Raw genomic sequence first — 24751 nt, 5'->3', positions numbered from 1 at the left:
CGTGAGGAAGCGTCGCTATGTACCCGATTCGGACGAGAACCACGACCGGTGGCTCATTTCGTATGCGGATCTGGTGACCCTGCTGTTTGCATTTTTCGTCGTCATGTACGCAATTTCGCAGGTCAATGACGGCAAGTACCGGACGCTGAGCCAATCTCTTAACAGCGCCTTTGCGGCGCGCGAGGGGGTGCGGCTGATCGAACTGCCGGCCACCGACCAGAGTGCACGCATGCAGATCGAAATCGATGAACTACGTGCCCATCGCGCGGCGCAGAAAGAGCAGGAGCGGCGCGAGCGGGCGGACAAGGCGGCGAAAGACATCCAGCAGGCGTTGTCCGCACTGACCCGTGAAGGGCAGGCCAGTGTCACCCAGGGCGCCCTGGGCATCACGGTGGATCTCGACTCGAAATTCCTCTTCGGCCCGGGTGAAAGCGTGCTCGAGCCGGCTGCGCAGGACATCATCGGCGCGATCGCGCGCGTTCTGCTCTACACCGATTTCCCGCTGGTGATCGAAGGCCACACCGACAATGTCCCGGCCGGCGGCAGGCTGGGTTCCAACTGGGAACTGTCGGCGGTTCGTGCGGGCGCCGTGACGCGGGTATTTGCCGACGAGGGCATCCTGACGACCCGGCTGACCGCCGCCGGTCTGGCCGACCAGCGGCCATTGGCCGACAACGCGACCGAAGAAGGCCGGGCGAAGAACCGCCGGGTGTCTATCCGCATCGAAACATACTCGACCGAGCGCGTCACCGTGCCGGGTCAGCAGCCATCCGGGCCGGCCGACGTACCCGATGGCAGTCTGGGATCGAGCTTCCCGAAGCTGTAGCCAGAACGCAAACGCCAAAGCCCGCGGGCTATCGCCGCAGGCGCAATCAATACCGCGGGAAAAATCAGGCGCTACCGAGCGAACGGCTGGTGCTGCGCGCCATCGACTGGCCGTCCGGCCCGTAGGTTGATGCCTGTTCCGAAGCCGACATCAGCACCGCCAGCGCCTGCTGGCTGGACTTCATCTGCGCGCGGATGAGCACGCCGTTGGCCTGATTGAGGTCGTGGGCTTCCCGGGCAAGCGCGATAAGTTCCTTGAAGGGCTGCCTGCACGCAGCCCAGTCGGGAGCGCTCTGGAACAGCGCTTCAATGTCGTCACGCCCCGGCTTGCTGCCGGCGCGGGCCAGCAGCGCGGTCCGTGCGTCCCCCAGTTGCGCCAGGCGTCCGTACGCTTCGGATTTGCGGGCGGCCAGCACGGCGAGCGTATCCACTTCGCCTGCTTCGAGTGCGCGGCGTTCGGCGTGCAAATGACCGAGTGCGGTGCGCAGGGTCACCGCTTCCTCGGTCATCAGTGCGGCCAACCTCGCTGCCGTCTGGGCAGCCGGCTCGGTTGCGGCCATCAGGCTGCCGGGCGTGTGTTCAGCATCTGACGCACGCTCTCGATCAGGCTGTCGGCCACGCGGTCAGCGTTGACCTTGAAGCGGCCGTCCGCGATGGCCTGCTTGATCTCGTCGACGCGTGCGCTGTCGACCACCGGCACATTGGCGACCGACGCTTCAAGTTCGCGCAGTCTCGAGGACGTGCCCGAAATGTCGACCTGCGCGCCAGGTGCGGCGGCAGATGAAGTTGCAGCCGTCGAGCTGTTCGCCGAACTGCTTTTGGTAGCCGAAGTTGCCGTCGGTGCAAGCGGTTTTCCAGTTCCGTCGATTTTCACGATGAACCCTTTCATAAGACGTTCGACTCGTATTACGACGGCACCGCTACAAAACTTTAGGACTTTTTGTAGGGAGCCGTCCTACACGGCGGCAGGCTCATGAATATACCAAGCGGCGGGGCCGGTGGCGACCGACCTGTTGGTGTCAGCCGGATTGACTCAATAGACAACCTCCACCTGACCGCCCGGGCGGGCGACGCCGCTGACGACCTGGCCGCGCCCGGTGCGCACCTGCACCATCTGGCCCTGCTGTGCGCTGGCCAGTGCGCGGCCGTCGTGACTGATCGCAAATCCGTTGCCGCGCGCGAACAGTTTCACCTGCTGGCCCTGCTGGACAGCGACCGGAGCGCGCAGCCAGTCTGCGCGCAGCGGCTGGCCTGCGCCAATGGCGGCATTGACCGTCTGACCGATCACCTGCTGCGGATCACTGACCATATTGGGTGGCAGTTCGGTCAGCTCGCCGCGCATGAAGCCGAAATCGCCATCGGCAATGATCTGGCCGCGACCGAGCGCGCGCGCAGCGACCAGATAGTCGCCGCTGACCTTGACTCGCGCCGGCACGTAGATTGTCCAGCTGGCGCCGGCGATACAGCGCACACCGACCTGCACGCGACCCCAGGCGCGGCTGCCGGTCGGCAGGAATGCCTCGTGTGCGGCGCAGCTTTCAAGTGCCAGCCGCGCGTCGACCTGCCCCACCTCGAAACTGGCCTGACCCGGCAACCCGGCCGTCTGCTGCTGCAGGAAGTCGTCCACCGCACGCCGAAGCTGTTCGCTGCCCGGCGCCACCGGCGGCGCGGCCAGCGCCGCGCTGCACAGTGCAATACATGAGGGGATCAGCAGACGACGGATCATGGCAGGCTCCTTGGCAAGGTTTTCATTGCACCACCGGAGCCCGCGCCGTGATGGCACAAATAGGGCGGAAAGCACGGCGCTGTTCCGGCTTGAAGGCCGGTAGTTGCCGCATTCCGTACTTGCCGGCCCGCAAACCCTCTCGGGCATTGGGTTTGCGGTGAATCACACAGCCCGGAAGCGGCAAGGTTTGCCGCTTCCGGGCGGCAGATAGCGTTGAAAGGCGGGGCACCAACCGTCCTTTTTTGCCGATCCAGACCGGCAATCGGGCCATAGAGTGGCTGGCACGATAGCTGCAATGGGATACCCATCATGCCGAACCCTCTCGACAAACTGCTCGACCTCCCGCAAGCCGCCCTCGGCGTGCGGGCAACCCGCCAGCAAACGCTGGCCGCCAACATCGCCAACGCCGATACACCGCACTACAAGGCGCGCGATGTCGACTTTCGTGGCGCGCTGGAAGCCGCGATGGGCGGACGACTCGGCGGCCCGGTCGAGCTTGCGCGCACGTCGGCGCGGCATATCGAAGCCAAGGGTGACGCATCGATGGATGCGTCGATGAAGTACCGCACCGAAACGCAGTCCAGCCTCGACGGCAACACGGTGGACATGGACGTCGAGCGCGCTGCCTTTGCCGAGAACACCGTGCAGTACGAGGCGCTGCTCACCTTCATCAACGGTCGCCTGCGCACGATGCAGAACGCCATACAAGGCCAGTAAGGAGACCGATCATGGGAAACATGTTCAACGTATTCGGCATCGCAGGGTCGGCGCTCACGGCTCAGTCAGTGCGCCTGAACACAGTGTCCAGCAACCTGGCCAATGCGGATTCGGTGACCTCGGCCAATGGCCAGCCCTATCGAGCCAAGCAGGTGGTGTTCGAAGTGCGTCCGATCAGCGAAGGCGGTGAGGCCAATGGCGTGCGCGTGACGCAGATCGTCGAAAGCGCAGCGCCGTTGCGCACCACCTACGACCCGACCAATCCGGCGGCGAACAAGGAGGGTTATGTACAGATGCCCAACGTCAATGTGGTGGAAGAGATGGTGAACATGATTTCCGCCTCCCGCTCGTATCAGACCAATGCGGAAATGATGAATACCGCGAAGCAGCTGATGCTCAAGACCCTCTCCATCGGACAGTAAGGGAATCGTCATGGCAGTCAATTCAACAGGCAACACCTCGGCGGCAGATATCTACAGCTCGCTGAACACGACGCAGACCAAGGCGACTTCGGAAATCGACAAGGCGCAGAACCGCTTCCTGATGCTGCTGACCACGCAGCTCAAGATGCAGGATCCGCTCAATCCGATGGACAACGCACAGGTCACCTCTCAGCTGGCGCAGATCAGCACGGTGGATGGCATCACGAAGCTGAACAAGACACTCGAAACCTTGAGCGACAGTTCCGTGACCAGTCAGCAAGCGCTTGAGACGCTTACCTCCAATGCGCTCGAATCACAGCAATTCCAGGCGGCGTCGCTGATCGGTCGCGCGGTACTGGTGGAAGGCAACGATCTGAAGCTGTTCGATGGAAAGTCGATGGGCGCTATCGAACTCGCCGCTGATGCAGCGAAGGTGACGGTCAGCATCAAGAACAGCAATGGCGTCGTGGTCAAGGAACTGGAACTTGACGATCTGAAGGCAGGCATTGCGCAATTTCATTGGGATGGAACGGACAGGGCAGGGGTTCCGGTCGCTGCTGACGGCAAGTACTCGTTTTCAGTCAAGGCCATCAACGGAAAAGACAATGTTGTCACCACGCCACTTCATCTCGCTGTGGTCAACAACGTGCAGCGCATCGGGAACAACACGCAACTTGATCTGAAGGATCAGGGCGTGGTGTCCATCAACAACATCAAACAGATCTTTTGATCGGGAGTTGAATCATGGCCTTCCAGCAAGGACTTTCCGGACTGAACATTGCGTCCAAAGCACTCGATGCCATCAGCAACAACGTGGCGAACTCGACCACCGTAGGCTTCAAGCAATCCACTGCCCAGTTCTCTGACCTGTATGCCTCGACCCTCGGTGGTGGCGGCCAGTCGCAGATCGGTATCGGCGCCACGGTCAATGGCGTTGCCCAGCAGTTCAGTCAGGGCAACATCACCGTGACGAGCAATCCGCTTGATCTTGCGATCAACGGCGACGGCTTTTTCCGCATGAGCGACAACGGTTCCGTGCTTTACACGCGCAACGGTCAGTTCTCGGTGGACAAGAACGGCTACATCGTGAATGCCTCGGGCTACCGGCTGACCGGTTACGGCACGGATGCCGACGACAACATCGTCGTGACGGCGCCGATCGATCTGCGCATCGACACCGCATTGAGTGGCGGCGAGCCGCGCTCCACGGAAGAAGCCGATCTGGCGGTCAACCTTGATTCGCGCCTGGTTCCGCCCGTCCCATTGCCAGCATTTGACCCGATCAACACTAACAGCTTTTCCTACTCGACCTCATTGACGGCCTACGATTCACTCGGCAATTCCCACATCATGTCGCTCTACTTCGTCAAGACAGCGGCGAATGCGTGGAATTTGCACACCGCGCTTGACGGCGGCACGGCCACCGGACCAACCGCCTTGGCGTTCAACTCCAACGGCGGTCTGACAGCCCCGGCGACGATAGCACTGTCGTTTCCTGTCACCACCGGTGCAACCAGCCCCCTGGCCTTCGACCTAGACCTGACCGGTTCGACCCAGTTCGGCTCCGCCTTTAGCGTGAACGCAGTAGCGCAGGACGGCTTCGCCTCCGGTCGCCTGTCCGGCATCAGCGTATCGCCGGAAGGCGTGCTGCAGGGGCGCTACACCAACGGCCAGTCGCGCAATCTGGGCCAGGTCGTCATGGCGACCTTCCAGAACCCGGATGGCATGACACAGCTGGGCAGCAATGCATGGGCTGAAACATCCTTCTCCGGTCCGCCGGCTGTCGGCACGCCGGGCACCGGCAACCGCGGCGGCCTGCAGCCGGCGGCAGTGGAAGACTCGAACGTGGATCTGACGGCCGAACTGGTGAACATGATCACGCAGCAGCGCGCCTACCAGGCCAATGCGCAGTCGATCAAGACGCAGGACCAGATCATGCAGACCCTGGTCAACCTGCGCTGACCGCCACTGAGGAACCGCCATGGACCGCCTGATCTATACCGCGATGAGCGGCGCCAAATGGACGCTGGAGCGCCAGGCGTCTGTCGCGCAGAATCTCGCGAACGCGTCGAGTACCGGCTATCGCGCCGAAGAGCACCGGCTGCGCGCCGTGCCGGTGCAGACCGAAGCGTTCGCGTCGCGAGCCTTCGTGGTGGATGCCAGCGTCAAGAACGATTTCACGCCCGGTCCGCTGCAGCAGACCGGCGGCGCCTACGACGTGGCCATCAAGGGCAGTGGCTGGTTCGCCCTGGCCATGCCTGATGGCACCGAGGCCTATACGCGCAACGGTCATCTGCAGATCAGCCCGACCGGGGTGCTGCAGAACCACAACGGGATCCCGGTGCAGGGCGAAACCGGCCCGATCACCGTGCCGCCGGATACCGAGGTCACCATCGGCGCCGACGGCACCCTGTCGGCCGTACAGCGCACCGGTGGCGTCAATCAGGTCAATCAGATCGGCCGGCTCAAGCTGGTCGATCCGCCCGAGAACACGATCAAGCGTGGTGATGACGGCCTTTTCCGCGTCACCACGCCGGGCGCGGTTCCGCAGGCACAGAACGTGCGTGTTGCCGGTGGCTTTCTCGAAGGCAGCAATGTGAATGTGGTGGATCAGGTGGTGGCGATGATTTCGCTGTCGCGCCAGTTCGAAATGCAGACGCGCATGCTCACCACGGCAGAGCGCGATGACCAGGCGGCGACCCAGCTGCTGTCCAACCGATAACCGGAGAATACGACCATGATCCGCTCGCTGTGGATAGCCCGCACCGGCATGGATGCACATCAGACCCAGCTCGATGTCATCACCAACAACCTCGCCAATGTCAGCACCAACGGTTTCAAGCGCGCGCGCGCCGTGTTCGAGGACCTGCTTTATCAGACGATGCGCCAGCCCGGCGCGCTGAACACGCAGCAGAACACCATTCCTTCCGGCCTGCAGATCGGCACCGGCGTGCGCCCGGTGGCGACCCAGCGCATCCAGACCCAGGGCAATCTGCAGCAGACCAGCAATTCGCTCGATGTCGCCGTGCAGGGCGAGGGCTTCTTCCAGATCCAGATGCCGGACGGCACGCTGGCCTATACCCGTGACGGGTCGTTCCAGAAGGATGCGCAGGGCGTGATGGTCACGTCGAGCGGTTTTCCGGTGCAGCCGCAGGTCACCATTCCGCCGGATACGGTATCGCTGACCATCGGGCGTGACGGTGTGGTCAGCGCATTGCAGGCCGGCCAGGCCGCGCCGACCCAGATCGGTCAGTTGCAGCTGGCCACCTTCGTCAATACCGGCGGCCTGCAGAGCGTCGGGGAAAATCTCTATGTCGAAACCGCATCGAGCGGCACGCCGACGCCCAACACACCGGGCACCAATGGCGCCGGCCTGCTGAATCAGGGCTTCGTCGAAACGTCGAACGTCAATGTGGTCGAGGAACTGGTGCAGATGATCCAGACCCAGCGGGCATACGAAATCAATTCGCGCGCCATCCAGACCTCGGACGAAATGCTGGCCCGGCTGACCCAGCTCTGATCGGTCGCGCCAATGACCCGTGGAGAATCATTCATGAACAACGAACGCATCCAGCAGATTGCCCGCGCCGCCGGTTTTGTCACCGTGCTGCTGGTTGCGATGATGCTGGCCGGCTGCGTCAATACGCCGCCCACCGCAGTGCTTCAGCCGATGACCGCGCGGCCTGCGCCCAAACCGGACTTCGTGCAGAACGCCGGTGCGATTTTCCAGCCGACCGGCGGCGCGCGTCCATTGTTCGAGGATCGCCGTGCGCGCTACGTCGGCGATACGCTGGTCATCAACATCAGCGAACGTACCCAGGCGGCGAAGAAGTCGGCCAGTACGGCAGATCGCACGCAGGATATCGAAATGGGTGTGCCGACCATTGCCGGGCTGCCGGGCAAGAGCCTGCAGGGCGCCACGGTGGCCGCCAACAGCGCCAACGCCTTCTCCGGCAAGGGTGCGTCGTCAGCCGACAACAATTTCACCGGCACCATCACGGTGACGGTGATCGAAGTGCTGCCGAACGGCAATCTGGTCGTGTCCGGCGAAAAGCAGGTTGCGATCAATCAGGGCAACGAATTCATCCGCTTCTCGGGCGTCGTCAATTCGACCCAGATTTCCGGTGCGAATACTGTTCAGTCGACCCAGGTGGCCGATGCGCGCATCGAGTACCGAGCCAATGGCTACATCGACGAAGCGCAGGTGATGGGGTGGCTGGCACGCTTCTTCCTCACCTTCATGCCGCTCTGAAGCGACGTGCGAGACGCGGTTTTTGCCGTCTTTTCCGGCCATCGAATGCGGCATGTGCAACGTATAAAGATCCATCACGCTGCCCAGAAAGCACGCCCGGAGGGCGAACTGCCATGAAACGGATAACGATTCTTCTACTGCTTGCATTGCTTTCGGTTGCGCCTGCGCACGCCGAGCGGATCAAGGACCTCGCGACGCTGGCCGGTGTTCGCAACAACCAGTTGATCGGCTACGGCCTGGTCGTGGGTCTGGATGGTTCGGGCGACCAGACCACCCAGACCCCGTTCACCGTGCAGAGCGTGATCAACATGCTGGGCAATCTGGGCGTGACGCTGCCACCCGGCCAGAACCTGCAGCTGAAGAACGTGGCGGCCGTGATGGTCACCGCCAACCTGCCGCCCTTTGCGCGGCAGGGACAGGCGCTCGATATCACCGTATCGTCGATGGGCAATGCAAAAAGCCTGCGCGGCGGCACGCTGGTGATGACACCGCTCAAGGGAGCCGACGGTCAGGTTTATGGCATGGCCCAGGGTAATGTCGTGGTCGGTGGCGTCGGTGCCTCAGCGGGCGGCGCTTCGGTCACCGTCAATCATCTTTCGGTCGGCCGCATCGCCGGCGGGGCGACGGTCGAACGTGCGGTGCCGACCAGCGTCGGCGAGGGTGGGTTTGTCGAACTCGAGACCAACACGACCGATTTCGGTACGGCCCAGCGCATGGTCGACGCGATCAACAAGGCCATGCTGCCCGGCACTGCGGTGGCCGCCGATGCCCGGCGCATCCGCGTGCGCGCCCCGCTCGACCCGGGCGAACGCGTGGCCTTCATGAGCCAGCTGGAAAACATCGATGTCACGCCGGCGCAGCAGGCGGCCAAGGTGGTCGTCAATTCGCGTACCGGTTCGGTGGTGATGAATCAGGCCGTGACGCTCGATACCTGTGCGGTCGCGCACGGCAACCTTACGGTCACGGTCACCGCCGAGCCGGTGATCAGCCAGCCCGGTCCCCTGTCGGGCGGCCAGACCGTGGTGGCCGAACGCAACCAGATCGACATCCAGCAGGAAGGCAGTGCGCTGATCAATGTGAAGAAGGGCGCCAACCTGTCCGAGGTGGTGCGTGCGCTGAATGCGCTGGGCGCCAACCCGCAGGACCTGATCATCATCCTGCAGGCGATGAAGGCGGCTGGCGCGCTGCGCGCCGAACTGGAAGTGATCTGATGGAAAACAGCGGCCTCACTTCGCTGGCGGCCGATGTGCGCGGGCTGGACGTGCTGCGACGCGCGTCGCGCGACAACTCGCCGGAGGCGTTGAAGGCGGCGGCCAAGCAGTTCGAAGCCATGTTCCTGCAGGTGGTGATCAAGTCGATGCGCGAGGCGTCACCCGGCGACGAACTGTTCGGCGGGCAGGAAAGCAAGATGTACCAGGACATGCTCGACCAGCAGTGGGCCCAGGTCATGAGCGAAGGTGGAGGCACCGGGTTGGCGAAGGTGCTCGAGCGGCAGCTGTCCGCCAACGCGCGCAGCGCCGACACGTCGATGCCGATCGATCTCAAGCCGCTGTCCGACGCGGCGCAGTTTTCCGGCATCGCGATGATGCCGCCGACGGCAATCTCTGCCGTGCGCAGGCAAACTTTGCATGGCGGTGGCGGTGGCGGTGCTGCAACACCGGCTGAATCCGTTCTGGCCGGTCTGGCTGCCGAACAGCCACCGGTCAGCAGTCCGAATGTGCCGGCGCATGCTCGGAGTTTTGTCGAACGCGTGTGGCCGGCCGCGCTGTCGGCCAGTCGCGCAACCGGTATTCCGGCCCAGTTCCTGGTTGCCCAGGCTGCACTGGAGACCGGCTGGGGACGCGCCGAACTGACGGCCGCCGATGGTGCATCCAGTCACAATCTTTTCAATATCAAGGCCGGCAGCACCTGGCAGGGCCCGACGGTGAAGGTGTCGGCGAGCGAGTTCGTCGATGGCCGATGGACCCGCGAGGACAGCGCCTTCCGCCGCTACGGCTCCTATGAGGAGAGCTTTGCCGACTACGCCAGGCTGCTGATCGAACAGCCGCGTTACGCGCGGGTGGTCGGCGCGCAGGACGCCGGCAGCTTCGCGCGCGGCCTGCAGCAGTCGGGCTATGCGACCGATCCCATGTATGGCGCCAAGCTGGAGCGCATCATCAACGGCCCGCTGCTGCGTTCGGCGCTGGCTGAATGAGTCATTGACCGAGTGCGCAACTCGGGGCAGTCATTCAAGGAAGTAGCTCAAGGCAGCGTCTCCGGATGAGATCGGCCTGACCGTCTGCGCCCGCTTCGCGTAGCACGCAGACGCACACATCGATGGCTGTGTGCAACGTGGCTTCGTCGGTCACGGCACGCAACGCGGGCTTGATCCGTGCCGTGTCGCCGCGCAGGGCGCGCTCCATGGCTTCCAGCAGATACAGGCGGGCAATGGCCAGCGAGCGCCGCGGTGGCGTGCCTCGACCGGTGTCCCGACCGTCAAGCGTGACCAATCCGAGTTCGAGCAGTGTCGCGGCAGCGGCAAGCAGACGAGGGCCCTCTGCGGCAGGTCGGCCGAGGGCGGCAAACAGGGCGGCAAAGTCATGCCGCCCATCCACCACAATCAGCAGAACGCGGGCCAGCGAGTCGAGCCGGTCACTGCGCCGGACCATTTCCGCGCGCCCGGCCATTGTCTTGGAAGGCACGTCAGTGCTGCGTATGCGGTCGATTGTCCCGGTCATCAGATGCATTGTTGCAGGCCTGTATGACGGAAATAAAAAAAGCTGGCAAAGGTTTTGCTTAGATGGGTCGTAAGCACTCTTAACGAGACGACACATCATGGGAACGCAGCTCTACAACATCGGGATCACCGGATTGAACGCCGCACAGGCGGGGCTGATCACGACCGGTCACAACATTTCGAACGCGGCGACGCCCGGTTTCACCCGGCAGCAGGTAGTACTCGGCACCAACGATCCGCAGCTGACCGGCAGCGGCTTCCTCGGTCAGGGCGCACGGATCGAAACGGTGCGGCGCATCTACAGCCAGTTCCTGACCGCCCAGGTGATGGAGGCCAAGACCCAGAGTGCGGAATACGGTGCCTACGCCGACCAGATCGCTGCGCTCGACAACCTGCTGGCCGACCCGCAAGCAGGCCTGTCGCCGGCGATGTCCGACTTCTTCGATGCCCTGCAGAGCGTGTCGGCATCGCCCACCTCGCTGGCGTCACGCCAGTCGGCGATTTCGGCGGCGCAGTCGATGACGGCCCGCTTCAATACGCTGGATGCGCGGCTCGAACAGATCCGCACCGGCCTCAATGGCGAAATCTCCGGTTCGGTGGGAGAGATCAACCAGCTCGCGTCGCAGATCGCCCGCTACAACGACCAGATCGCGGTCGCCGAGTCGACCACCGGTGCCAACCGGCTCGCCAACGACATGCTCGATGCGCGCGAGCGTCTGATCACCGAACTGAACGAACTGGTTCGCGTGACCCAGTTGCAGCAGAGCGACGGCTCGATCAACCTGTTCATCGGCAACGGGCAGCCCGTGGTGGTCGGTGGCAGCGCCTTCAGCATGAGCGCATCGCCTTCGGTCGAGGACGCCAGTCGCACCGAAGTCACCTATACCGCGCCTGGCGGCGCCGTGCTGCGTCTGCAGGAAGACACCATCACCGGCGGCAAGCTCGGCGGCCTGCTTGCCTTCCGCCGCGAAACGCTGGACGAGGCGCAGAACGCACTCGGCCGGATCGCCATCGGCGTGGCCGAACAGTTCAATTCGCAGCATGCCCTCGGGCAGGATCTCAATGGCGCGCTGGGTACCAACGTGTTCAACGTTCTCGTGGGCAGTGCGCTGCCGGCGAACACCAACAGCACGGTAGCCGCGGCACTGGTGAACGTGACAATCAGCAATTCTTCGGACCTCACCACCAGCGACTATCGTCTGAATTTCGACGGCGCGGCCTACACGCTCACCCGTCTGTCGGACAATCAGAGTTGGACGGCTGCAACCCTGGGTGGCCTGCCCCCGGCGGGCAGCCCGCAGGGCTTCACACTCGATTCGGGGGCGACCACGCTGGCCGCCGGTGACACCTTCCTGGTTCAGCCGACCCGTAATGGCGGCTCGGATATCCGCACCGTCATGACCGATCCGCGCATGCTTGCACTGGCGATGCCGGTCAGCACCTCGGCGGCTCTTGCCAACACCGGCAACGGCAGCATCAGCGCGGGCGCCGTGAGCTCGACCACCGGCTTGCCGCTCGGCGGCCCGATCACGCTCACCTTCGATGCAACCACGAACGTATTCAACGTAACGGGCGGGCCCGGCGGCACGATTGCCTACAACCCGACGACGGAGTCGGCCGGGAAGAGCTTCACCTTCGCCGGCCAGGGCGGCTTCACTTTCCAGTTGTCCGGTCTGCCGCGCAATGGCGACACCTTCACCATCGCGCCCAACAGCAGTGGTCAGGGCGACAACCGCAACCTGCTTGAACTGGCGGCGCTGCAGAACGCGAACACGCTGGCCGGTGGAACGACCGGATTCCAGGGTGCCTATGCCCAGATGGTGGCGTCCGTTGGCGCCCAGGCGCGCGAGGTGCAGGTTAACCAGACGGCGCAGAAGGTGCTGCTGTCGCGCGTCGAGGAGTCGCAGCAATCGTTGTCCGGCGTCAATCTCGATGAAGAGGCAGCCAACCTGCTGCGCTACCAGCAGGCCTACCAGGCCGCCGGAAAGATGATCGAACTGGCGAGTCGCCTGTTCGATACCTTGTTGCAGATCGGTCGTTGAGGAGAAAACTGATGCGTGTATCCACCAATACCGTCTATGAAGCAGGCACTTCGGGTCTGGTCCGTCAGAGCGCCGACCTGTTCCGTACCCAACAGCAGATGTCATCGGGAAAGCGGGTGCTCGCACCGTCCGATGATCCGGTCGCCTCGGCGGTGGCGCTGGAGATCGACCAGATCAAGGCGATGAATGACCAGCAAGCCATAAACCGGCGCGATGCCAACAGCGCGCTCGGCTTTGCCGAGTCGCAGATTTCCACCGCCGGCGACCTGATCGCATCGATCCGTGAACGGTTGATCCAGGCCGGCAATGGTGCGCTGAGCGACAGCGACCTGAAATCGATCGCCACCGACATCCGCGGCAGCTTCGCCGGGCTGATGGGGGTTGCCAATTCGCGCGATGCTTTCGGCGACTTCCTGTTCTCGGGCTATCGAAGTGATACCCAGCCGTTCGCAGGCAGCATCGAGGCTGGCGTGACCTACGCCGGCGACGATGGACAGCGCGAGGCGCAGGTCGGATCCGCCCGGCGCCTTGCAGTCAGTGATTCCGGCAATACGGTATTCATGCGCATGCGCACCGGCAACGGCGATTTCACGATGCGCCCGGGCGCCGGCAACACGGGCAGCGCTGTGAGTGATCTGGGCAGCGTGACCAGCGGCGTCGACTGGAATGCCACAACCAATGGCGGCAGCTTCAACATCGTGTTCGACGTGACCAACAACGTCACCACCTACGACATCATCGACAACACATCGGGCAATTCGATGCTGACTGGCGCAGCGCCGGGTGCCGCGCCTTATCCGCGGACCTATGTGGCCGGAGACACGATTACGCTGGCTTCGCAGGGCGCCGAACCCGCATTCAATCTCGGTGCGCGTTTCTCGATCACCGGTTCGCCAGCCGACGGTGACAGTTTTTCGCTCGATCGCAGCGCCACGCAGAGCGTGTTCGAAACGATCTCCGATGTGGTCCTGGCACTTGAACGCGGCACCAACGGCAATCCGGTGGCCATCGCGGCCCTGAACAACACGCTGTCGGCCACGATAGGCAATATCGATCAGGCGCAGGAAGCCCTGCTCACCGTTCGCTCACGCATTGGCGCGCGCACGGCCGAGCTGGATGCGCTGAATTCGCTCGGCGCCGATGTCGATCTGCAGTTCCAGTCGCAGCTGGCCGACCTGCGGGACCTGAACTACACCGAGGCGATCAGCCGCCTGACGCAGCAGCAGACCTATCTGCAGGCGGCGCAGCAGTCCTTCCTGAAGGTGTCCGGACTGTCGCTGTTCAACTACATCTGAGGCGCGCCATGAACATCCGGATGATCGCGTTGATCGCTCCCTGCCTGCTGGCTGCGTGTACGTCACTCGACCGTACGCTGCCGAATTCAGGTTCGGTCATTCCGAATACCAAGCTGCAGCTGACGCCCGGATACGCCACCACGCCGGAGAAGCTGATCTACTTTGCCGGCGCCGCCTACGTGGCTTATCTGGTACTCGACCCGATGACGCCGAACTGGTCCATCGACGAGGCGAAGCTGTCCGAAGACACCTACTACCTGGGCATGAAGAAGGTGCGCATGCGCTCGGGCGGCGAGGGCGAGGCGCGCATGGTGTTCCGGCGTCGTGCTGAACAGCTGGCCCGCTCGGGCGGCTACGCCGGCTATGAGATCGTCAGCTACAGCGAAGGCATTCAGTCCGACCTGATCGCGCAGCGGGTGGGCGAGGGCGTCATCCAGCTCCGGCACGGCACACGCTAGCCTGCGATGCCCCGGGCAGCTCGGGTAGACTTCGCCCGATGCCTCTTCCCTACTGGCGGCTGTCCGCCTATTACTTCTTCTATTTCGCCTTTGTAGGCGCCTTTTCGCCCTACTTCGGCCTCTACCTCTCTTCCATTCATTTTTCAGCGGCCGACATCGCCATTGTCATGTCGCTGATGCAGGTGATGCGGATCCTCGCGCCCAGTCTGTGGGGATGGCTGGCCGACCGCATCGGCGCCCGGGTGCCCATCGTGCGAGCGGCCGGGTTGGCCAGCCTGGCCGGCTTCCTGATCTTCTTCACCACCGACCAGTTCGCTGGCGTTTTCGTCGCCATGGCGCTGATGTCCTTCTTCTGGAGTGCGTCGCTGCCGCTGGTCGAAGCGCTGACGCTGGAGCACTTGAAATCCAGTGTGTCGCGCTATGGCGCCATCCGGGTCTGGGGATCGATCGGCTTTGTAGTCACGGTGCTGGTGCTGGGCGATGTACTGGAACGCACCGGACTGGATGCGGTGCTGTGGGCATGCAGCCTGCTGCTGGCCGGCATCTTCCTGTTCGCGATGTGTGTGCCGGAGGCGCCGGTGCACGCGGGCGCGGTGGCTGCCACGCAGTCGCTGCGCGCCATCCTGCGCAGCCGTCCGGTTGCCGGTCTTTTCGGCGCTGCATTCTTCATGAGCTGTGCGCACGGCGCGCTGTATGTCTTTTATTCGATCCATCTCGACGAACACGGCTACAGCAAGCGGGTGATCGGCGGGCTGTGGACGCTGGGCGTGCTGGCCGAGATTGGCGTTTTCCTGTGCATGCCCTGGCTGCTGCGCCGTTTCACGCTGCGCGCACTGTTGCTGGTGGCACTGATGGCGGCGGTGCTTCGCTTCGCGGTCATCGGCTGGGCAGTCTCCGCACCGCTCTGGCTGATCGGCGCGCAACTGCTGCACGGTCTGACATTCGGCGCCTTTCACGCCGGTTCGGTGGCGGCGCTGAACCAGTGGTTCGATGCGCGCCAGCAGGCGCGGGCGCAGGCCCTGTACGGCAGCGTGTCCTTCGGCGCCGGCGGCATGGTGGGCGGGTTGCTGGCCGGCTGGATGTGGGCGCCCTTAGGTGGCGCCTGGGCATTCTCGGTCAGTGCGCTGTTCGCGGTCGCCGGCTACGCCTTGCTGCGCTGGATGTGGCGCCCGGAAAGCGCGCCCGGTCACGGCTGAGCGCCCGCCGGCCGGTTATAATCTCCGGTTTGGCTGATCAGCGGGATTGGTTTCAATGGCGCAAACGCTTTACGACAAGTTGTGGTCCGGCCATGTCGTGCATACCGAAGACGACGGCACGACGCTGCTATACATCGACCGCCACCTGGTGCACGAGGTGACCAGCCCGCAGGCCTACGAAGGCCTGCGCCTGGCCGGGCGCAAGCCCTGGCGAACCGGTTCCATCGTGGCGACCGCCGATCACAACGTGCCGACCGACGGCTCGGATCTGGCGGTGGCCGACCCGACCTCGCGCGCCCAGGTCGAAACGCTGGACGACAACATCCGCACCTACGGCGCGCTGGCCTACTTTCCCTATCGCGACAAGCGGCAGGGCATCGTGCACGTGATCGGACCGGAAAACGGCGTGACGCTGCCCGGCATGACCGTGGTGTGCGGCGACTCGCACACCTCGACGCACGGCGCATTCGCCTGTCTGGCGCAGGGCATCGGCACGTCGGAAGTCGAGCACGTGCTGGCCACGCAGTGCCTGCTGCAGAAGAAATCGAAATCGATGCTGGTCCGGGTCGAGGGCGAACTTGGCCGGGGCGTCAGCGCCAAGGACATCGCGCTGTACGTGATCGGTCAGATCGGCACTGCCGGCGGGACCGGCTACGCGATCGAATTCGGCGGCTCGGCCATCCGCGCGCTGTCGATGGAAGGCCGGATGACCCTGTGCAACATGGCGATCGAGGCTGGTGCGCGGGCCGGCATGGTCGCCGTCGATCAGACGACGATCGACTACCTGCGCGGCCGGCCGTTTGCGCCGCGCGACGAACAGTGGGAGCGGGCGGTCGAGTACTGGCGCACGCTGAAATCCGACGACGGCGCACAGCACGACCGCGTGGTCGACATCGATGCGCGCCGCATCACACCGCAGGTCACCTGGGGCACGTCGCCGGAAATGGTGACCGACATCCGCGGCCAGGTGCCGGCGCCCGAGGATTTCGCCGATCCGGTGCAGCGCGAGGGCGTGGCGCGCGCGCTGCAGTACATGGGGCTGACCCCGCGTACGCCGATCGACCAGATCCGGATCGACAAGGTATTCATCGGTTCCTGTACCAACTCGCGCATCGAAGACCTGCGTGCAGCCGCCAAGGTGGTGCAGGGCCGGCACATCGCCGACAACGTGAAGCTGGCGATGGTGGTGCCGGGCTCCGGCCTGGTCCGGGCGCAGGCGGAAGCCGAAGGGCTGGACAAGGTGTTCAAGGCGGCGGGCTTCGAGTGGCGCGAGCCGGGCTGTTCGATGTGTCTGGGCATGAATGCCGACCGGCTCGACCCAGGCGAGCGTTGTGCGTCGACCTCGAACCGCAATTTCGAAGGCCGCCAGGGTGCCGGCGGACGCACCCATCTGGTCAGTCCGCAGATGGCGGCGGCGGCGGCAATCGCCGGCCGCTTCGCCGATGTGCGCGATGTCGTTTGAAAATTCGGGAGAGTGGGCATGAAGCTGATCGTAGTGTGCATGAGCGCCATGGCGCTGCTGCTGGCGGGTTGCAATACCGTCGAAGGGCTGGGCAAGGACATCAAGAAGGGTGGCGAAGCCATCGAGAAGTCGGCGAAGTAGCCAAAGTCAGCGAACGAGCCAGGCAAAACACGCAATGAATCCATTCACCACGCTTGACGGACTGGTCGCGCCGCTGGACCGCGCGAACGTCGACACCGACGCCATCATTCCGAAGCAGTACCTGAAGTCGATCAAACGCTCGGGCTTCGGTCCGACGCTGTTCGACGAATGGCGCTATCTCGATGTCGGCCAGCCGGGGCAGGACCACTCGAAGCGCCCGCTCAATCCCGACTTCGTGCTGAACCAGCCACGCTTCCAGGGCGCCAGCATCCTGCTGGTACGCGAGAACTTCGGTTGCGGCTCGTCGCGCGAACACGCGCCGTGGGCGATCGAGGATTTCGGCTTCCGCGCCATCCTCGGCACCACGTTTGCCGACATCTTCTTCAACAACTGCTTCAAGAACGGCCTGCTGCCGATCCGCCTGCCGCAGACCGAGCTGGAACAGCTGTTCCTGCAGTGCGCCGGCACGCCCGGCTACCGGCTGCGCATCGACCTGGAAAGCCAGACCGTGATCCGGCCCGACGGCCACGTCATCCGCTTCGATGTCGAAGCTTTCCGCAAGTACTGCCTGCTGAACGGCTTCGACGACATCGGCCTGACCTTGCGTCAGGCGGACAAGATCCGCGAATTCGAAGCCCGTCGCCGCATCGAACAACCCTGGCTGTTTGCCTGAACTCTGGAGCGTCCATTGAAAGTCTGCGTTATTCCCGGTGACGGCATCGGCATCGAAATCACTGCCGAGGCGCTGCGCGTGCTCGAGGCGCTGCGCGGCGATGGTTTGAAGATCGAATTCGAACAGGCGCTGCTCGGCGGCTGCGCGGTGGACGCCACCGGCAAGCCGTATCCGGAAGCGACCTCGAAGCTTGCGCGCGAAGCCGACGCCATCCTGCTCGGTGCGGTCGGCGGTCCGAAATGGGATGTACTGCCGCGTGAACAGCGTCCGGAGCGCGGGTTGCTTGGCATCCGCGCAGAACTGGGCGTGTTCGCCAATCTGCGCCCGGCCATCCTGTATCCGGAACTGGCCAACGCTTCGTCACTGAAGCCGGAAGTCGTATCAGGCCTGGACATCCTGATCGTGCGCGAACTGACCGGCGACATCTATTTCGGCCAGCCGCGCGGCATTGAGGAACGCGACACGCAGTGGGGCCGTCAGCGTGTCGGCTGGAACACGATGATCTACGCTGAAGAGGAAATCCGCCGCATCGGTCGCGTTGCCTTCGAGGCGGCGCGCAAGCGCGGTGGCAAGCTCTGTTCGGTCGACAAGATGAATGTGCTCGAATGCACCCAGTTGTGGCGCGAGGTCATCACCGCCATGGCCGCTGATTATCCGGATGTCGAGCTGTCGCACATGCTGGTCGACAACGCCGCGATGCAGCTGGTGAAGGCGCCGAAGCAGTTCGACGTGATCGTCACCGGCAACATGTTCGGCGACATCCTGTCGGACGAGGCGTCGATGCTGACGGGTTCGATCGGCATGCTGCCGTCGGCTTCGCTGGATGCGAACAACAAGGGGCTGTACGAACCCAGCCACGGTTCGGCGCCGGACATCGCAGGCAAGGGCGTGGCCAATCCGCTGGCGACCATCCTGTCGGCGGCGATGCTGCTGCGCTACAGCGGCGAGGACGAGGCGAACGCGGTGCGCATCGAGAATGCGGTGCGCAAGGTGCTGGCCCAGGGCTTGCGCACCGGCGACATCTACGAAGCGGGCACGCAGCGCGTGGGTACGAAGGAAATGGGCGACGCGGTCATCGCGGCGCTGTAACGCTCAGAGGGCAAGACAATGTTGAAGCTGGGTATGGTGGGTTGGCGCGGCATGGTGGGTTCCGTACTCATGCAGCGCATGCGCGAAGAGAACGACTTTTCGCTGGTCGAGCCGGTGTTCTTCACCACGTCCAGCGTCGGTGCGGCGGGCCCGGACGTGGGGCAGGGCAGCGCGCCGCTGCTTGACGCGGCCGACGTCGGCCAGCTGGCGAAGATGGACATCATCATCACCTGCCAGGGCGGCGACTATACGAACGAGGTGTTCCCGAAGCTGCGCGCCGCCGGCTGGAAGGGCTACTGGATCGACGCCGCGTCGGCGCTGCGCATGAAGGACGACGCCATCATCATCCTTGATCCGGTCAACATGGACGTGATCAAGGCCGGTCTGGTTGGCGGCGTGAAGAACTACATCGGCGGCAACTGCACGGTCAGCCTGATGCTGATGGGTGTCGGCGCGCTGTTCTCGGCCGGTCTGGTCGAGTGGATGAGCGCCATGACCTATCAGGCGGCATCGGGTGCGGGCGCGCAGAACATGCGCGAACTGCTGTCGCAGATGGGTACGTTGCATGGCGTTGCCGCGCCGATGCTGAAGGACAGCTCGTCCGCCATCCTCGACATCGATCGGGCGGTCACGGACAGCCTGCGCAGTGCCGATTTTCCGAAAGCGAATTTCGGCGTGCCGCTGGCCGGCTCGCTGATCCCGTACATCGACAAGGAGCTGGACAGCGGTCAGAGCAAGGAAGAGTGGAAGGGACAGGCCGAAACCAACAAGATCCTCGGTCGTACGGGATCGGAGATCATCCCGATCGACGGTATCTGCGTTCGCGTCGGCGCGATGCGCTGTCATTCGCAGGCGCTCACTATCAAGTTGCGCCGCGATGTGCCGTTGGACGAAATCGAAAGCATGATCCGCGAAGCGAATGCCTGGGTGAAGTTTGTCCCCAACCATCGCGAGGACAGCATGCGCGACCTGACGCCGGCTGCGGTCAGCGGTTCGCTGACCATTCCGGTCGGTCGCGTACGCAAACTCAATATGGGACCGGACTATCTCGGCGCATTCACGTGCGGCGACCAGTTGCTGTGGGGCGCCGCCGAACCGCTCCGGCGCATGCTGCGCATCCTGATCGAAGCCTGACCACGCATCGACACATCGCGCCATCTCTGCGTGATGTGTCGTAACAGACAGTATCGCAACATAAAGCGACTGTTTAGCTTGCAGTGCTAAGACCATGATGTTATTTTGAGATTTGGGTTTTAGCGCGCGAGGAAAACGCGGTGCGTCATAGCGATAAAAAACATTCGATCCGCCTGTTGACCGCGTTGCTGTCAGCGCTCCCGCTGACAGCCGGTGCAGCAGGTTTGGGCAAACTCACCGTTCAGTCCGCCATCGGACAGACCCTCCGTGCCGAAGTCGAGTTGTCCGCCAATGCGGATGAACTCGCTTCGATGACCGCCAGGCTCGCGCCGCCAAGTGCCTTCAAGCAGGCCGGCGTCGAATACGCCACCAGCCTGAGCGGCGTCAAGGTCGCAGTCGAAAAGCGCGGGTCGCGTCCGGTGCTGGTCGTGACCAGCGAACGGGTGGTCAATGAGCCCTATCTGGACGTCCTGATCGAGCTCAACTGGTCATCCGGCAAGCTGGTCCGTGAATACACCTTCCTGCTGGATCCGGCTGACATGCCCCGACAGGCGCCGGTCGATCCGGTCGTCGTCAAGAGTGCAGAGCCACGTGCAGTGACGAGGGCGCCCACCGCGCCCACCGCGCCAACGCGTGCGCCCGCTGACAACATCTATGAAGTTAAGCGCGGCGATACGCTGAGTCGTATCGCAGGCGAGTATGTGCCGGCCGGCGTCAGTCTCGACCAGATGCTCGTGGCGCTGGTTCAGGCCAATCCCGAAGCCTTCGACAACGGCAACATGAATCGGCTGCGTGCCGGGCGCATTCTCGCGATTCCCGATCAGGCGGCTGCGCAAGCCGTATCACCGCAGGAAGCGCGCAAGATCGTGATGGCGCAGACCAGTGACTTCGCGGCCTATCGTGCTCGCCTGGCAGGCGCTGTGGCCGACGCACCGCTGGCGGCAGACACCGGCAGTCGCGCCGCGTCGGGCAGGATCGAAGCGCGGGTTGACGATCGCGCACCCTCCGCAGCCGCCGCATCCGACCAGGTCAGGGTGTCGAAATCCGCTGCCGAAAGCGACCGCAAGATCAGCGCGCTCGAGGAGGAGGTGGTCGCCAAGGAACGCGCGCTCAAGGACGCCAACAGCCGTCTGGCCGATCTCGAACGCAATGTTCGCGAGTTGCAGAAGCTGGTCGAACTCAAGAACACGCCGATGGCGCAGGCGCAGCAGCAGGCCGCAACGCCGCCCGCGCCTGTACCGGCGCCCGTTCCCGTTCCCGCGCCGGCGCCTGTCGTCGCACCGTCCGAAAAGCCGGTGCCGGATCTCGCCGCCGACGCGGCGAAGCCCGAAGATAAGGAAGTGCCGGATCTGGTGGCGCTGGCCGATGAGGCACCGGTCGAAAAGCCGGCCGAGCCCCCGGTGGCTGTCGAGCCGCCCAAGGCGGAACCCGTGCCGCCGGTCGCCACACCTGCTCCGGTGCCCGAACCCGAGCCCGAATCTGAACAGCCGGGGCTGTTCTCCGACCCCAAGACTCTGGGCGGTCTGGGCGCCGTGTTGCTGCTGGTGCTCGGTTATCTGGGCTACCGCAAGTCGAAGGCGCGTCAGGCCGTGCCCGACGCAACGCCTTCGACCACAGCCGGCCTTGAAGCCGTGCCCGCCGCATCGTCGGTAATCGGCGCAACGGGCGGCGGGCAGAGCGTTGATACCAGCGCCAGTTCGATCCAGACGGATTTCAGCCAGTCTTCGCTGTCGTCGATCGACGCCGATGAAGGGGTGGATCCGGTTGCGGAAGCGGATGTCTACATGGCTTACGGTCGCGATGCGCAGGCGGAAGAGATCCTGCTTGAAGCGCTGAAGACCGAGCCGAGTCGTCACGCCATTCATCTGAAGCTGCTCGAAATCTATGCTCAGCGGAAATCGGTCAAGCCATTCGAAACAATGGCTACCGAGCTCTATGCGCAGACCGGTGGCCGTGGTGCTGACTGGGAAAAGGCCGCCTTGCTGGGTCGCTCGGTTGACCCGACCAATCCGCTGTACGGCGGCGGCGAGGCGCCGGATGACGGTTTTGACGAACAGGCGTCGATGGCGGCTACCGTCGTCGTATCGGGCGCCGACAAGATGCGTGATACCTGGACCTTGCCGGGTGACATTGGCCAGCTTGCATCGGGCAGCGAACCGACGATTGCTCTGGATCTGAACAAGCTCGACCTCGGTACCCCGGAAGTGCCGGCAGCGAAGGTCGATACGGATCTCGATTTCGATCTCGACATTCAGTCCGCGGAGCCGCTTTTGGAAGCGCCGGCTGTTGGCGTGGCCACGACGATGACCAAGCCGGGTGACGAGTCCGACGCCGATTCTTCGCTTGATTTCGATCTTGGGCTCGACTTCACGTCCGACGAATCGAAGAAGGACGTCAGCACCGTCGTTCTTGAAAAGAATGTCGCTGATACTGCGGAGTCGCTTGCCCAGTCGTCGCAGGGATTCGATCTTGATCTGTCACTGCCGGCGGCGGGCGATGCCAATCCGGATGCCGCGGCCGGTGGTGCTGTGGTCGATCTTGAACGTACGGATGTGGGCAATCTGATCGACTTCAATTTTGACGCATCGGATGCGCCGGCTCAGGCGACAGCCGAACCGGTGATCGATCTGTCCGACATCAATCTCGATCTGGGTACCGATCCGTCCACGCTTGAAACCGACATTGTCGGCGACCCCCTGCATGCACTGGAAACGGATGTGGTCGGCGACGCGGTGCAGGCGTTCGACGAAGCACCTCCGCAGGCACTGCCTGACCTGAGCGAGTCGTCGGTATCCACAGTGATCAATCCGGAAGATATGCTCGCCACCGAGGAGCCGCCGCAAACGGCAGCCGAAGAGGCGGAGACCAAGCTCGAACTGGCGCGCGCTTACGAAGAGATGGGCGACAAGGAAGGTGCGCGCGAACTGCTGCAGGAGGTGGTCCGCGAAGGCACGGCGGATCAGCAGTCGCAGGCGAGCGAAATGCTCGCGAAACTTGCCTGATCAGTATATTGCCGCCGATGGATCGGCCTTCGGGTCGATCCGCTCCGCGCAGTCTGTCCGAACGGGCCCCGGCTGAAAATCTGCAGGTGAGTCCTGTTCGTTCGGGCCTTGCCCGGCGCTATGCTTGACGCAATGAGCCTGCGCCATCCCCATGTACGTTACCGAAACTGACCCTCCTGCACCCCGCCTGCACGCGGCTACTCTGCTCGCGCTCTGGCTGGTCTGGCTGCTTGCCGGGCAGGTGGCGGGTTCCCCCTGGCATGAGCTGTGGTCCGGCATGTCGATCGCGTGCGCCCTCCTTCTGGCCGCGCGTCCTTTCCTTCGTCTGGTGCGCCGTCTGCGCTGGCTGCTGCTCGCCATCCTGCTCACCTTCGCGCTTGCCACGCCGGGGCGACTGCTGGTACCTGATTTCCCGGCGGGTCCGAGTATCGAAGGCTTGCTTGCAGCCCTGTCCGCGATGAGCAAGCTGATCGGTATGGCCGCAGCCGTAGCCATACTGCTGGATCGGATGACGCCCGCCCGGCTGACCGGGGCCATTCACCGGCTGGTTCATCCGTTGTCGGCGGATCATCCAGCGCCCGGAAGCTTCGCCTTGCGCCTGCAACTGGTACTGCACGAAGTCGATCACCGGATGCCGGGACGCAATTGGCGTTCGTGGCTGGAAGAAGGCGACAGCGGAACGTCCCTTCCGGTCGAGGCGTGTGCGCCGTTAGCTGCATTGGATCGTGTCGTGCTGGCTGCTGCCGCATGCCTGCTTGCACTCTGGCACTGGGCCTGACGTGCGCATCGCGCTCGGTGTCGAGTACGACGGATCGGCCTTTCGCGGCTGGCAGTCGCAGGCGTCCGGCCTGACGGTGCAGGACACGCTGGAGGCCGCCTTGTCCGCCATTGCGGCTCATCCGGTTCGCGTGCAGGCATCCGGCCGCACCGATACCGGCGTGCACGCGACGGCTCAGGTAGTGCATTTCGATACTTCGGCACAACGCCCGGACATGGCATGGGTCCGTGGCTGCAATGCGCTGCTGCCCCCGTCGGTTGCCGTGCGTTGGGCCAAGCCGGTTGCCGACGATTTCAACGCGCGTTTTTCGGCGCATTCCCGCAGCTACCGCTATTGCCTTTACAACCATCCGGTCCGTCCGGCGCTGGCAGCCACGCTTGCCGGCTGGTTCCATCGTCCGCTCGACGAGGTCCGCATGCAGGCGGCTGGCGCCGATCTGATCGGCACGCATGACTTTTCCGCCTTCCGGTCGTCGGAATGCCAGGCGCACAGTCCTGTACGTACCTTGTCTGAACTGTCGCTGGTGCGTCGGGGCGACTGGATCCTGCTCGACCTGACCGCCAACGCGTTTCTGCATCACATGGTGCGCAACATCGTCGGCGCACTGGTCGAAGTGGGGTGCAGCCGGCGTGATCCGTCCTGGGTGGGCGAACTGCTGGCGGGGCGGGACCGGCGCCTGGGGGCGCCGACTTTTTCTGCCAGTGGCCTCTATCTGGTCGGGGTGGGCTACGATGCGGCGTGGCATTTGCCGGAAATCCAGTGCGGAATGAGGCTTCCGCCGATCGGACCGGGTTGACGCCCTGCTGATGCTGCTACGATCATC

The 24751-nt window shown here is 63.9% G+C and carries 26 protein-coding genes; 22 read left to right on the top strand and 4 right to left on the bottom strand.

All coding sequences use genetic code 11. From position 1 onward, the window contains the following. Window position 1: 1 nt before the first annotated feature. Window positions 2-826 (top strand): flagellar motor protein MotB, encoded by an 825-nt coding sequence (locus BSY238_RS03725; protein ID WP_069037963.1) that lies wholly within the window; start codon window positions 2-4, stop codon window positions 824-826. A 64-nt stretch (window positions 827-890) separates the two neighbouring features. Here BSY238_RS03725 and BSY238_RS03720 read toward each other — a convergent pair whose 3' ends face one another. The 3 genes from BSY238_RS03720 to flgA form a co-directional block, all read right to left on the bottom strand. Then, on the bottom strand, window positions 891-1385 hold the full coding sequence (locus tag BSY238_RS03720) for a flagella synthesis protein FlgN (protein ID WP_069037962.1): 495 nt from the start codon (window positions 1383-1385) through the stop codon (window positions 891-893). Continuing rightward, the gene (gene flgM, locus BSY238_RS03715; protein WP_069040431.1) at window positions 1385-1699 is read right to left on the bottom strand and encodes a flagellar biosynthesis anti-sigma factor FlgM; all 315 of its coding nucleotides are present in this window, start codon (window positions 1697-1699) and stop codon (window positions 1385-1387) included. Before flgM ends, BSY238_RS03720 begins: the two co-directional genes overlap by 1 nt. Window positions 1700-1858: 159 nt before the next feature. Further along, on the bottom strand, window positions 1859-2551 hold the full coding sequence (gene flgA / locus BSY238_RS03710; RefSeq protein ID WP_069037961.1) for a flagellar basal body P-ring formation chaperone FlgA: 693 nt from the start codon (window positions 2549-2551) through the stop codon (window positions 1859-1861). Window positions 2552-2860: 309 nt separating this feature from the next. On the opposite strand from flgA, the gene flgB reads away from it, so the two are divergent. The 9 genes from flgB to flgJ all read left to right on the top strand — a co-directional run bounded on the left by flgB (window position 2861) and on the right by flgJ (window position 10136). After that, window positions 2861-3268 (top strand): flagellar basal body rod protein FlgB, encoded by a 408-nt coding sequence (gene flgB / locus BSY238_RS03705; RefSeq protein ID WP_069037960.1) that lies wholly within the window; start codon window positions 2861-2863, stop codon window positions 3266-3268. A gap of 20 nt (window positions 3269-3288) precedes the next feature. Further along, window positions 3289-3690: a flagellar basal body rod protein FlgC gene (flgC, locus tag BSY238_RS03700; RefSeq protein WP_069037959.1), complete on the top strand. Its 402-nt coding sequence runs from the start codon at window positions 3289-3291 to the stop codon at window positions 3688-3690. A 10-nt stretch (window positions 3691-3700) separates the two neighbouring features. After that, window positions 3701-4420, top strand: coding sequence for a flagellar hook assembly protein FlgD (locus BSY238_RS03695; RefSeq protein ID WP_069037958.1), 720 nt, complete (start codon window positions 3701-3703; stop codon window positions 4418-4420). Window positions 4421-4434: 14 nt separating this feature from the next. After that, window positions 4435-5652, top strand: coding sequence for a flagellar hook protein FlgE (flgE, locus tag BSY238_RS03690; RefSeq protein ID WP_069037957.1), 1218 nt, complete (start codon window positions 4435-4437; stop codon window positions 5650-5652). Between the two features lie 19 nt (window positions 5653-5671). Next, the gene (gene flgF, locus BSY238_RS03685; RefSeq protein WP_069037956.1) at window positions 5672-6412 is read left to right on the top strand and encodes a flagellar basal-body rod protein FlgF; all 741 of its coding nucleotides are present in this window, start codon (window positions 5672-5674) and stop codon (window positions 6410-6412) included. A gap of 15 nt (window positions 6413-6427) precedes the next feature. Further along, window positions 6428-7210 (top strand): flagellar basal-body rod protein FlgG, encoded by a 783-nt coding sequence (gene flgG / locus BSY238_RS03680; protein ID WP_069037955.1) that lies wholly within the window; start codon window positions 6428-6430, stop codon window positions 7208-7210. 33 nt (window positions 7211-7243) lie between these two features. Further along, window positions 7244-7942: a flagellar basal body L-ring protein FlgH gene (locus tag BSY238_RS03675; RefSeq protein WP_069037954.1), complete on the top strand. Its 699-nt coding sequence runs from the start codon at window positions 7244-7246 to the stop codon at window positions 7940-7942. A gap of 113 nt (window positions 7943-8055) precedes the next feature. Further along, window positions 8056-9153: a flagellar basal body P-ring protein FlgI gene (locus tag BSY238_RS03670; RefSeq protein ID WP_069037953.1), complete on the top strand. Its 1098-nt coding sequence runs from the start codon at window positions 8056-8058 to the stop codon at window positions 9151-9153. Further along, a complete protein-coding gene (gene flgJ / locus BSY238_RS03665) occupies window positions 9153-10136 on the top strand; it encodes a flagellar assembly peptidoglycan hydrolase FlgJ (protein ID WP_069037952.1) in 984 nt (327 codons plus the stop codon). Before BSY238_RS03670 ends, flgJ begins: the two co-directional genes overlap by 1 nt. 34 nt (window positions 10137-10170) lie before the next feature. On the opposite strand, the gene BSY238_RS03660 is transcribed toward flgJ, so the two are convergent. Then, on the bottom strand, window positions 10171-10668 hold the full coding sequence (locus BSY238_RS03660) for a hypothetical protein (RefSeq protein WP_223300258.1): 498 nt from the start codon (window positions 10666-10668) through the stop codon (window positions 10171-10173). An 88-nt stretch (window positions 10669-10756) separates the two neighbouring features. On the opposite strand from BSY238_RS03660, the gene flgK reads away from it, so the two are divergent. The 12 genes from flgK to truA all read left to right on the top strand — a co-directional run bounded on the left by flgK (window position 10757) and on the right by truA (window position 24724). Continuing rightward, a complete protein-coding gene (flgK, locus tag BSY238_RS03655; protein ID WP_069037951.1) occupies window positions 10757-12700 on the top strand; it encodes a flagellar hook-associated protein FlgK in 1944 nt (647 codons plus the stop codon). An 11-nt stretch (window positions 12701-12711) separates the two neighbouring features. Further along, window positions 12712-13995, top strand: a complete 1284-nt coding sequence (gene flgL / locus BSY238_RS03650; RefSeq protein WP_069037950.1) for a flagellar hook-associated protein FlgL — start codon at window positions 12712-12714, stop codon at window positions 13993-13995. 8 nt (window positions 13996-14003) lie between these two features. Further along, on the top strand, window positions 14004-14453 hold the full coding sequence (locus BSY238_RS03645) for a hypothetical protein (protein WP_069037949.1): 450 nt from the start codon (window positions 14004-14006) through the stop codon (window positions 14451-14453). Between the two features lie 38 nt (window positions 14454-14491). After that, window positions 14492-15649 (top strand): MFS transporter, encoded by a 1158-nt coding sequence (locus BSY238_RS03640; protein WP_069037948.1) that lies wholly within the window; start codon window positions 14492-14494, stop codon window positions 15647-15649. 55 nt (window positions 15650-15704) lie between these two features. Continuing rightward, complete coding sequence (gene leuC / locus BSY238_RS03635; protein WP_069037947.1) at window positions 15705-17111, top strand: 3-isopropylmalate dehydratase large subunit; 1407 nt, start codon at window positions 15705-15707, stop codon at window positions 17109-17111. Between the two features lie 18 nt (window positions 17112-17129). Further along, window positions 17130-17252 (top strand): entericidin A/B family lipoprotein, encoded by a 123-nt coding sequence (locus tag BSY238_RS03630; protein WP_069037946.1) that lies wholly within the window; start codon window positions 17130-17132, stop codon window positions 17250-17252. 34 nt (window positions 17253-17286) lie between these two features. After that, window positions 17287-17925, top strand: a complete 639-nt coding sequence (gene leuD, locus BSY238_RS03625; protein ID WP_069037945.1) for a 3-isopropylmalate dehydratase small subunit — start codon at window positions 17287-17289, stop codon at window positions 17923-17925. Between the two features lie 15 nt (window positions 17926-17940). Continuing rightward, window positions 17941-19014, top strand: a complete 1074-nt coding sequence (gene leuB / locus BSY238_RS03620; RefSeq protein ID WP_069037944.1) for a 3-isopropylmalate dehydrogenase — start codon at window positions 17941-17943, stop codon at window positions 19012-19014. An 18-nt stretch (window positions 19015-19032) separates the two neighbouring features. Then, a complete protein-coding gene (gene asd / locus BSY238_RS03615; protein WP_069037943.1) occupies window positions 19033-20148 on the top strand; it encodes an aspartate-semialdehyde dehydrogenase in 1116 nt (371 codons plus the stop codon). A gap of 140 nt (window positions 20149-20288) precedes the next feature. Then, the gene (locus BSY238_RS03610) at window positions 20289-23150 is read left to right on the top strand and encodes a FimV/HubP family polar landmark protein (RefSeq protein ID WP_069037942.1); all 2862 of its coding nucleotides are present in this window, start codon (window positions 20289-20291) and stop codon (window positions 23148-23150) included. Window positions 23151-23301: 151 nt separating this feature from the next. Continuing rightward, complete coding sequence (locus BSY238_RS03605; protein ID WP_150123877.1) at window positions 23302-23928, top strand: hypothetical protein; 627 nt, start codon at window positions 23302-23304, stop codon at window positions 23926-23928. Window position 23929: 1 nt separating this feature from the next. After that, a complete protein-coding gene (gene truA / locus BSY238_RS03600; RefSeq protein WP_069037940.1) occupies window positions 23930-24724 on the top strand; it encodes a tRNA pseudouridine(38-40) synthase TruA in 795 nt (264 codons plus the stop codon). Window positions 24725-24751: the final 27 nt, after the last annotated feature.

Origin of the sequence: Methyloversatilis sp. RAC08 (genome assembly GCF_001713355.1) — a bacterium.
Taxonomy (GTDB): Bacteria; Pseudomonadota; Gammaproteobacteria; order Burkholderiales; family Rhodocyclaceae; genus Methyloversatilis.
This window is presented reverse-complemented; position numbering and strand designations above follow the sequence as displayed.

Coding starts and splice junctions, on each gene's coding strand:
- BSY238_RS03720 (WP_069037962.1), bottom strand. CDS start 1,385: ATGGCCGCAACCGAGCCGGCTGCCCAGACGGCAGCGAGGTTGGCCGCA.
- flgA (WP_069037961.1), bottom strand. CDS start 2,551: ATGATCCGTCGTCTGCTGATCCCCTCATGTATTGCACTGTGCAGCGCG.
- flgB (WP_069037960.1), top strand. CDS start 2,861: ATGCCGAACCCTCTCGACAAACTGCTCGACCTCCCGCAAGCCGCCCTC.
- flgC (WP_069037959.1), top strand. CDS start 3,289: ATGTTCAACGTATTCGGCATCGCAGGGTCGGCGCTCACGGCTCAGTCA.
- BSY238_RS03695 (WP_069037958.1), top strand. CDS start 3,701: ATGGCAGTCAATTCAACAGGCAACACCTCGGCGGCAGATATCTACAGC.
- flgE (WP_069037957.1), top strand. CDS start 4,435: ATGGCCTTCCAGCAAGGACTTTCCGGACTGAACATTGCGTCCAAAGCA.
- flgF (WP_069037956.1), top strand. CDS start 5,672: ATGGACCGCCTGATCTATACCGCGATGAGCGGCGCCAAATGGACGCTG.
- flgG (WP_069037955.1), top strand. CDS start 6,428: ATGATCCGCTCGCTGTGGATAGCCCGCACCGGCATGGATGCACATCAG.
- BSY238_RS03675 (WP_069037954.1), top strand. CDS start 7,244: ATGAACAACGAACGCATCCAGCAGATTGCCCGCGCCGCCGGTTTTGTC.
- BSY238_RS03670 (WP_069037953.1), top strand. CDS start 8,056: ATGAAACGGATAACGATTCTTCTACTGCTTGCATTGCTTTCGGTTGCG.
- flgJ (WP_069037952.1), top strand. CDS start 9,153: ATGGAAAACAGCGGCCTCACTTCGCTGGCGGCCGATGTGCGCGGGCTG.
- BSY238_RS03660 (WP_223300258.1), bottom strand. CDS start 10,668: ATGCATCTGATGACCGGGACAATCGACCGCATACGCAGCACTGACGTG.
- flgK (WP_069037951.1), top strand. CDS start 10,757: ATGGGAACGCAGCTCTACAACATCGGGATCACCGGATTGAACGCCGCA.
- flgL (WP_069037950.1), top strand. CDS start 12,712: ATGCGTGTATCCACCAATACCGTCTATGAAGCAGGCACTTCGGGTCTG.
- BSY238_RS03645 (WP_069037949.1), top strand. CDS start 14,004: ATGAACATCCGGATGATCGCGTTGATCGCTCCCTGCCTGCTGGCTGCG.
- BSY238_RS03640 (WP_069037948.1), top strand. CDS start 14,492: ATGCCTCTTCCCTACTGGCGGCTGTCCGCCTATTACTTCTTCTATTTC.
- leuC (WP_069037947.1), top strand. CDS start 15,705: ATGGCGCAAACGCTTTACGACAAGTTGTGGTCCGGCCATGTCGTGCAT.
- BSY238_RS03630 (WP_069037946.1), top strand. CDS start 17,130: ATGAAGCTGATCGTAGTGTGCATGAGCGCCATGGCGCTGCTGCTGGCG.
- leuD (WP_069037945.1), top strand. CDS start 17,287: ATGAATCCATTCACCACGCTTGACGGACTGGTCGCGCCGCTGGACCGC.
- asd (WP_069037943.1), top strand. CDS start 19,033: ATGTTGAAGCTGGGTATGGTGGGTTGGCGCGGCATGGTGGGTTCCGTA.
- BSY238_RS03605 (WP_150123877.1), top strand. CDS start 23,302: ATGTACGTTACCGAAACTGACCCTCCTGCACCCCGCCTGCACGCGGCT.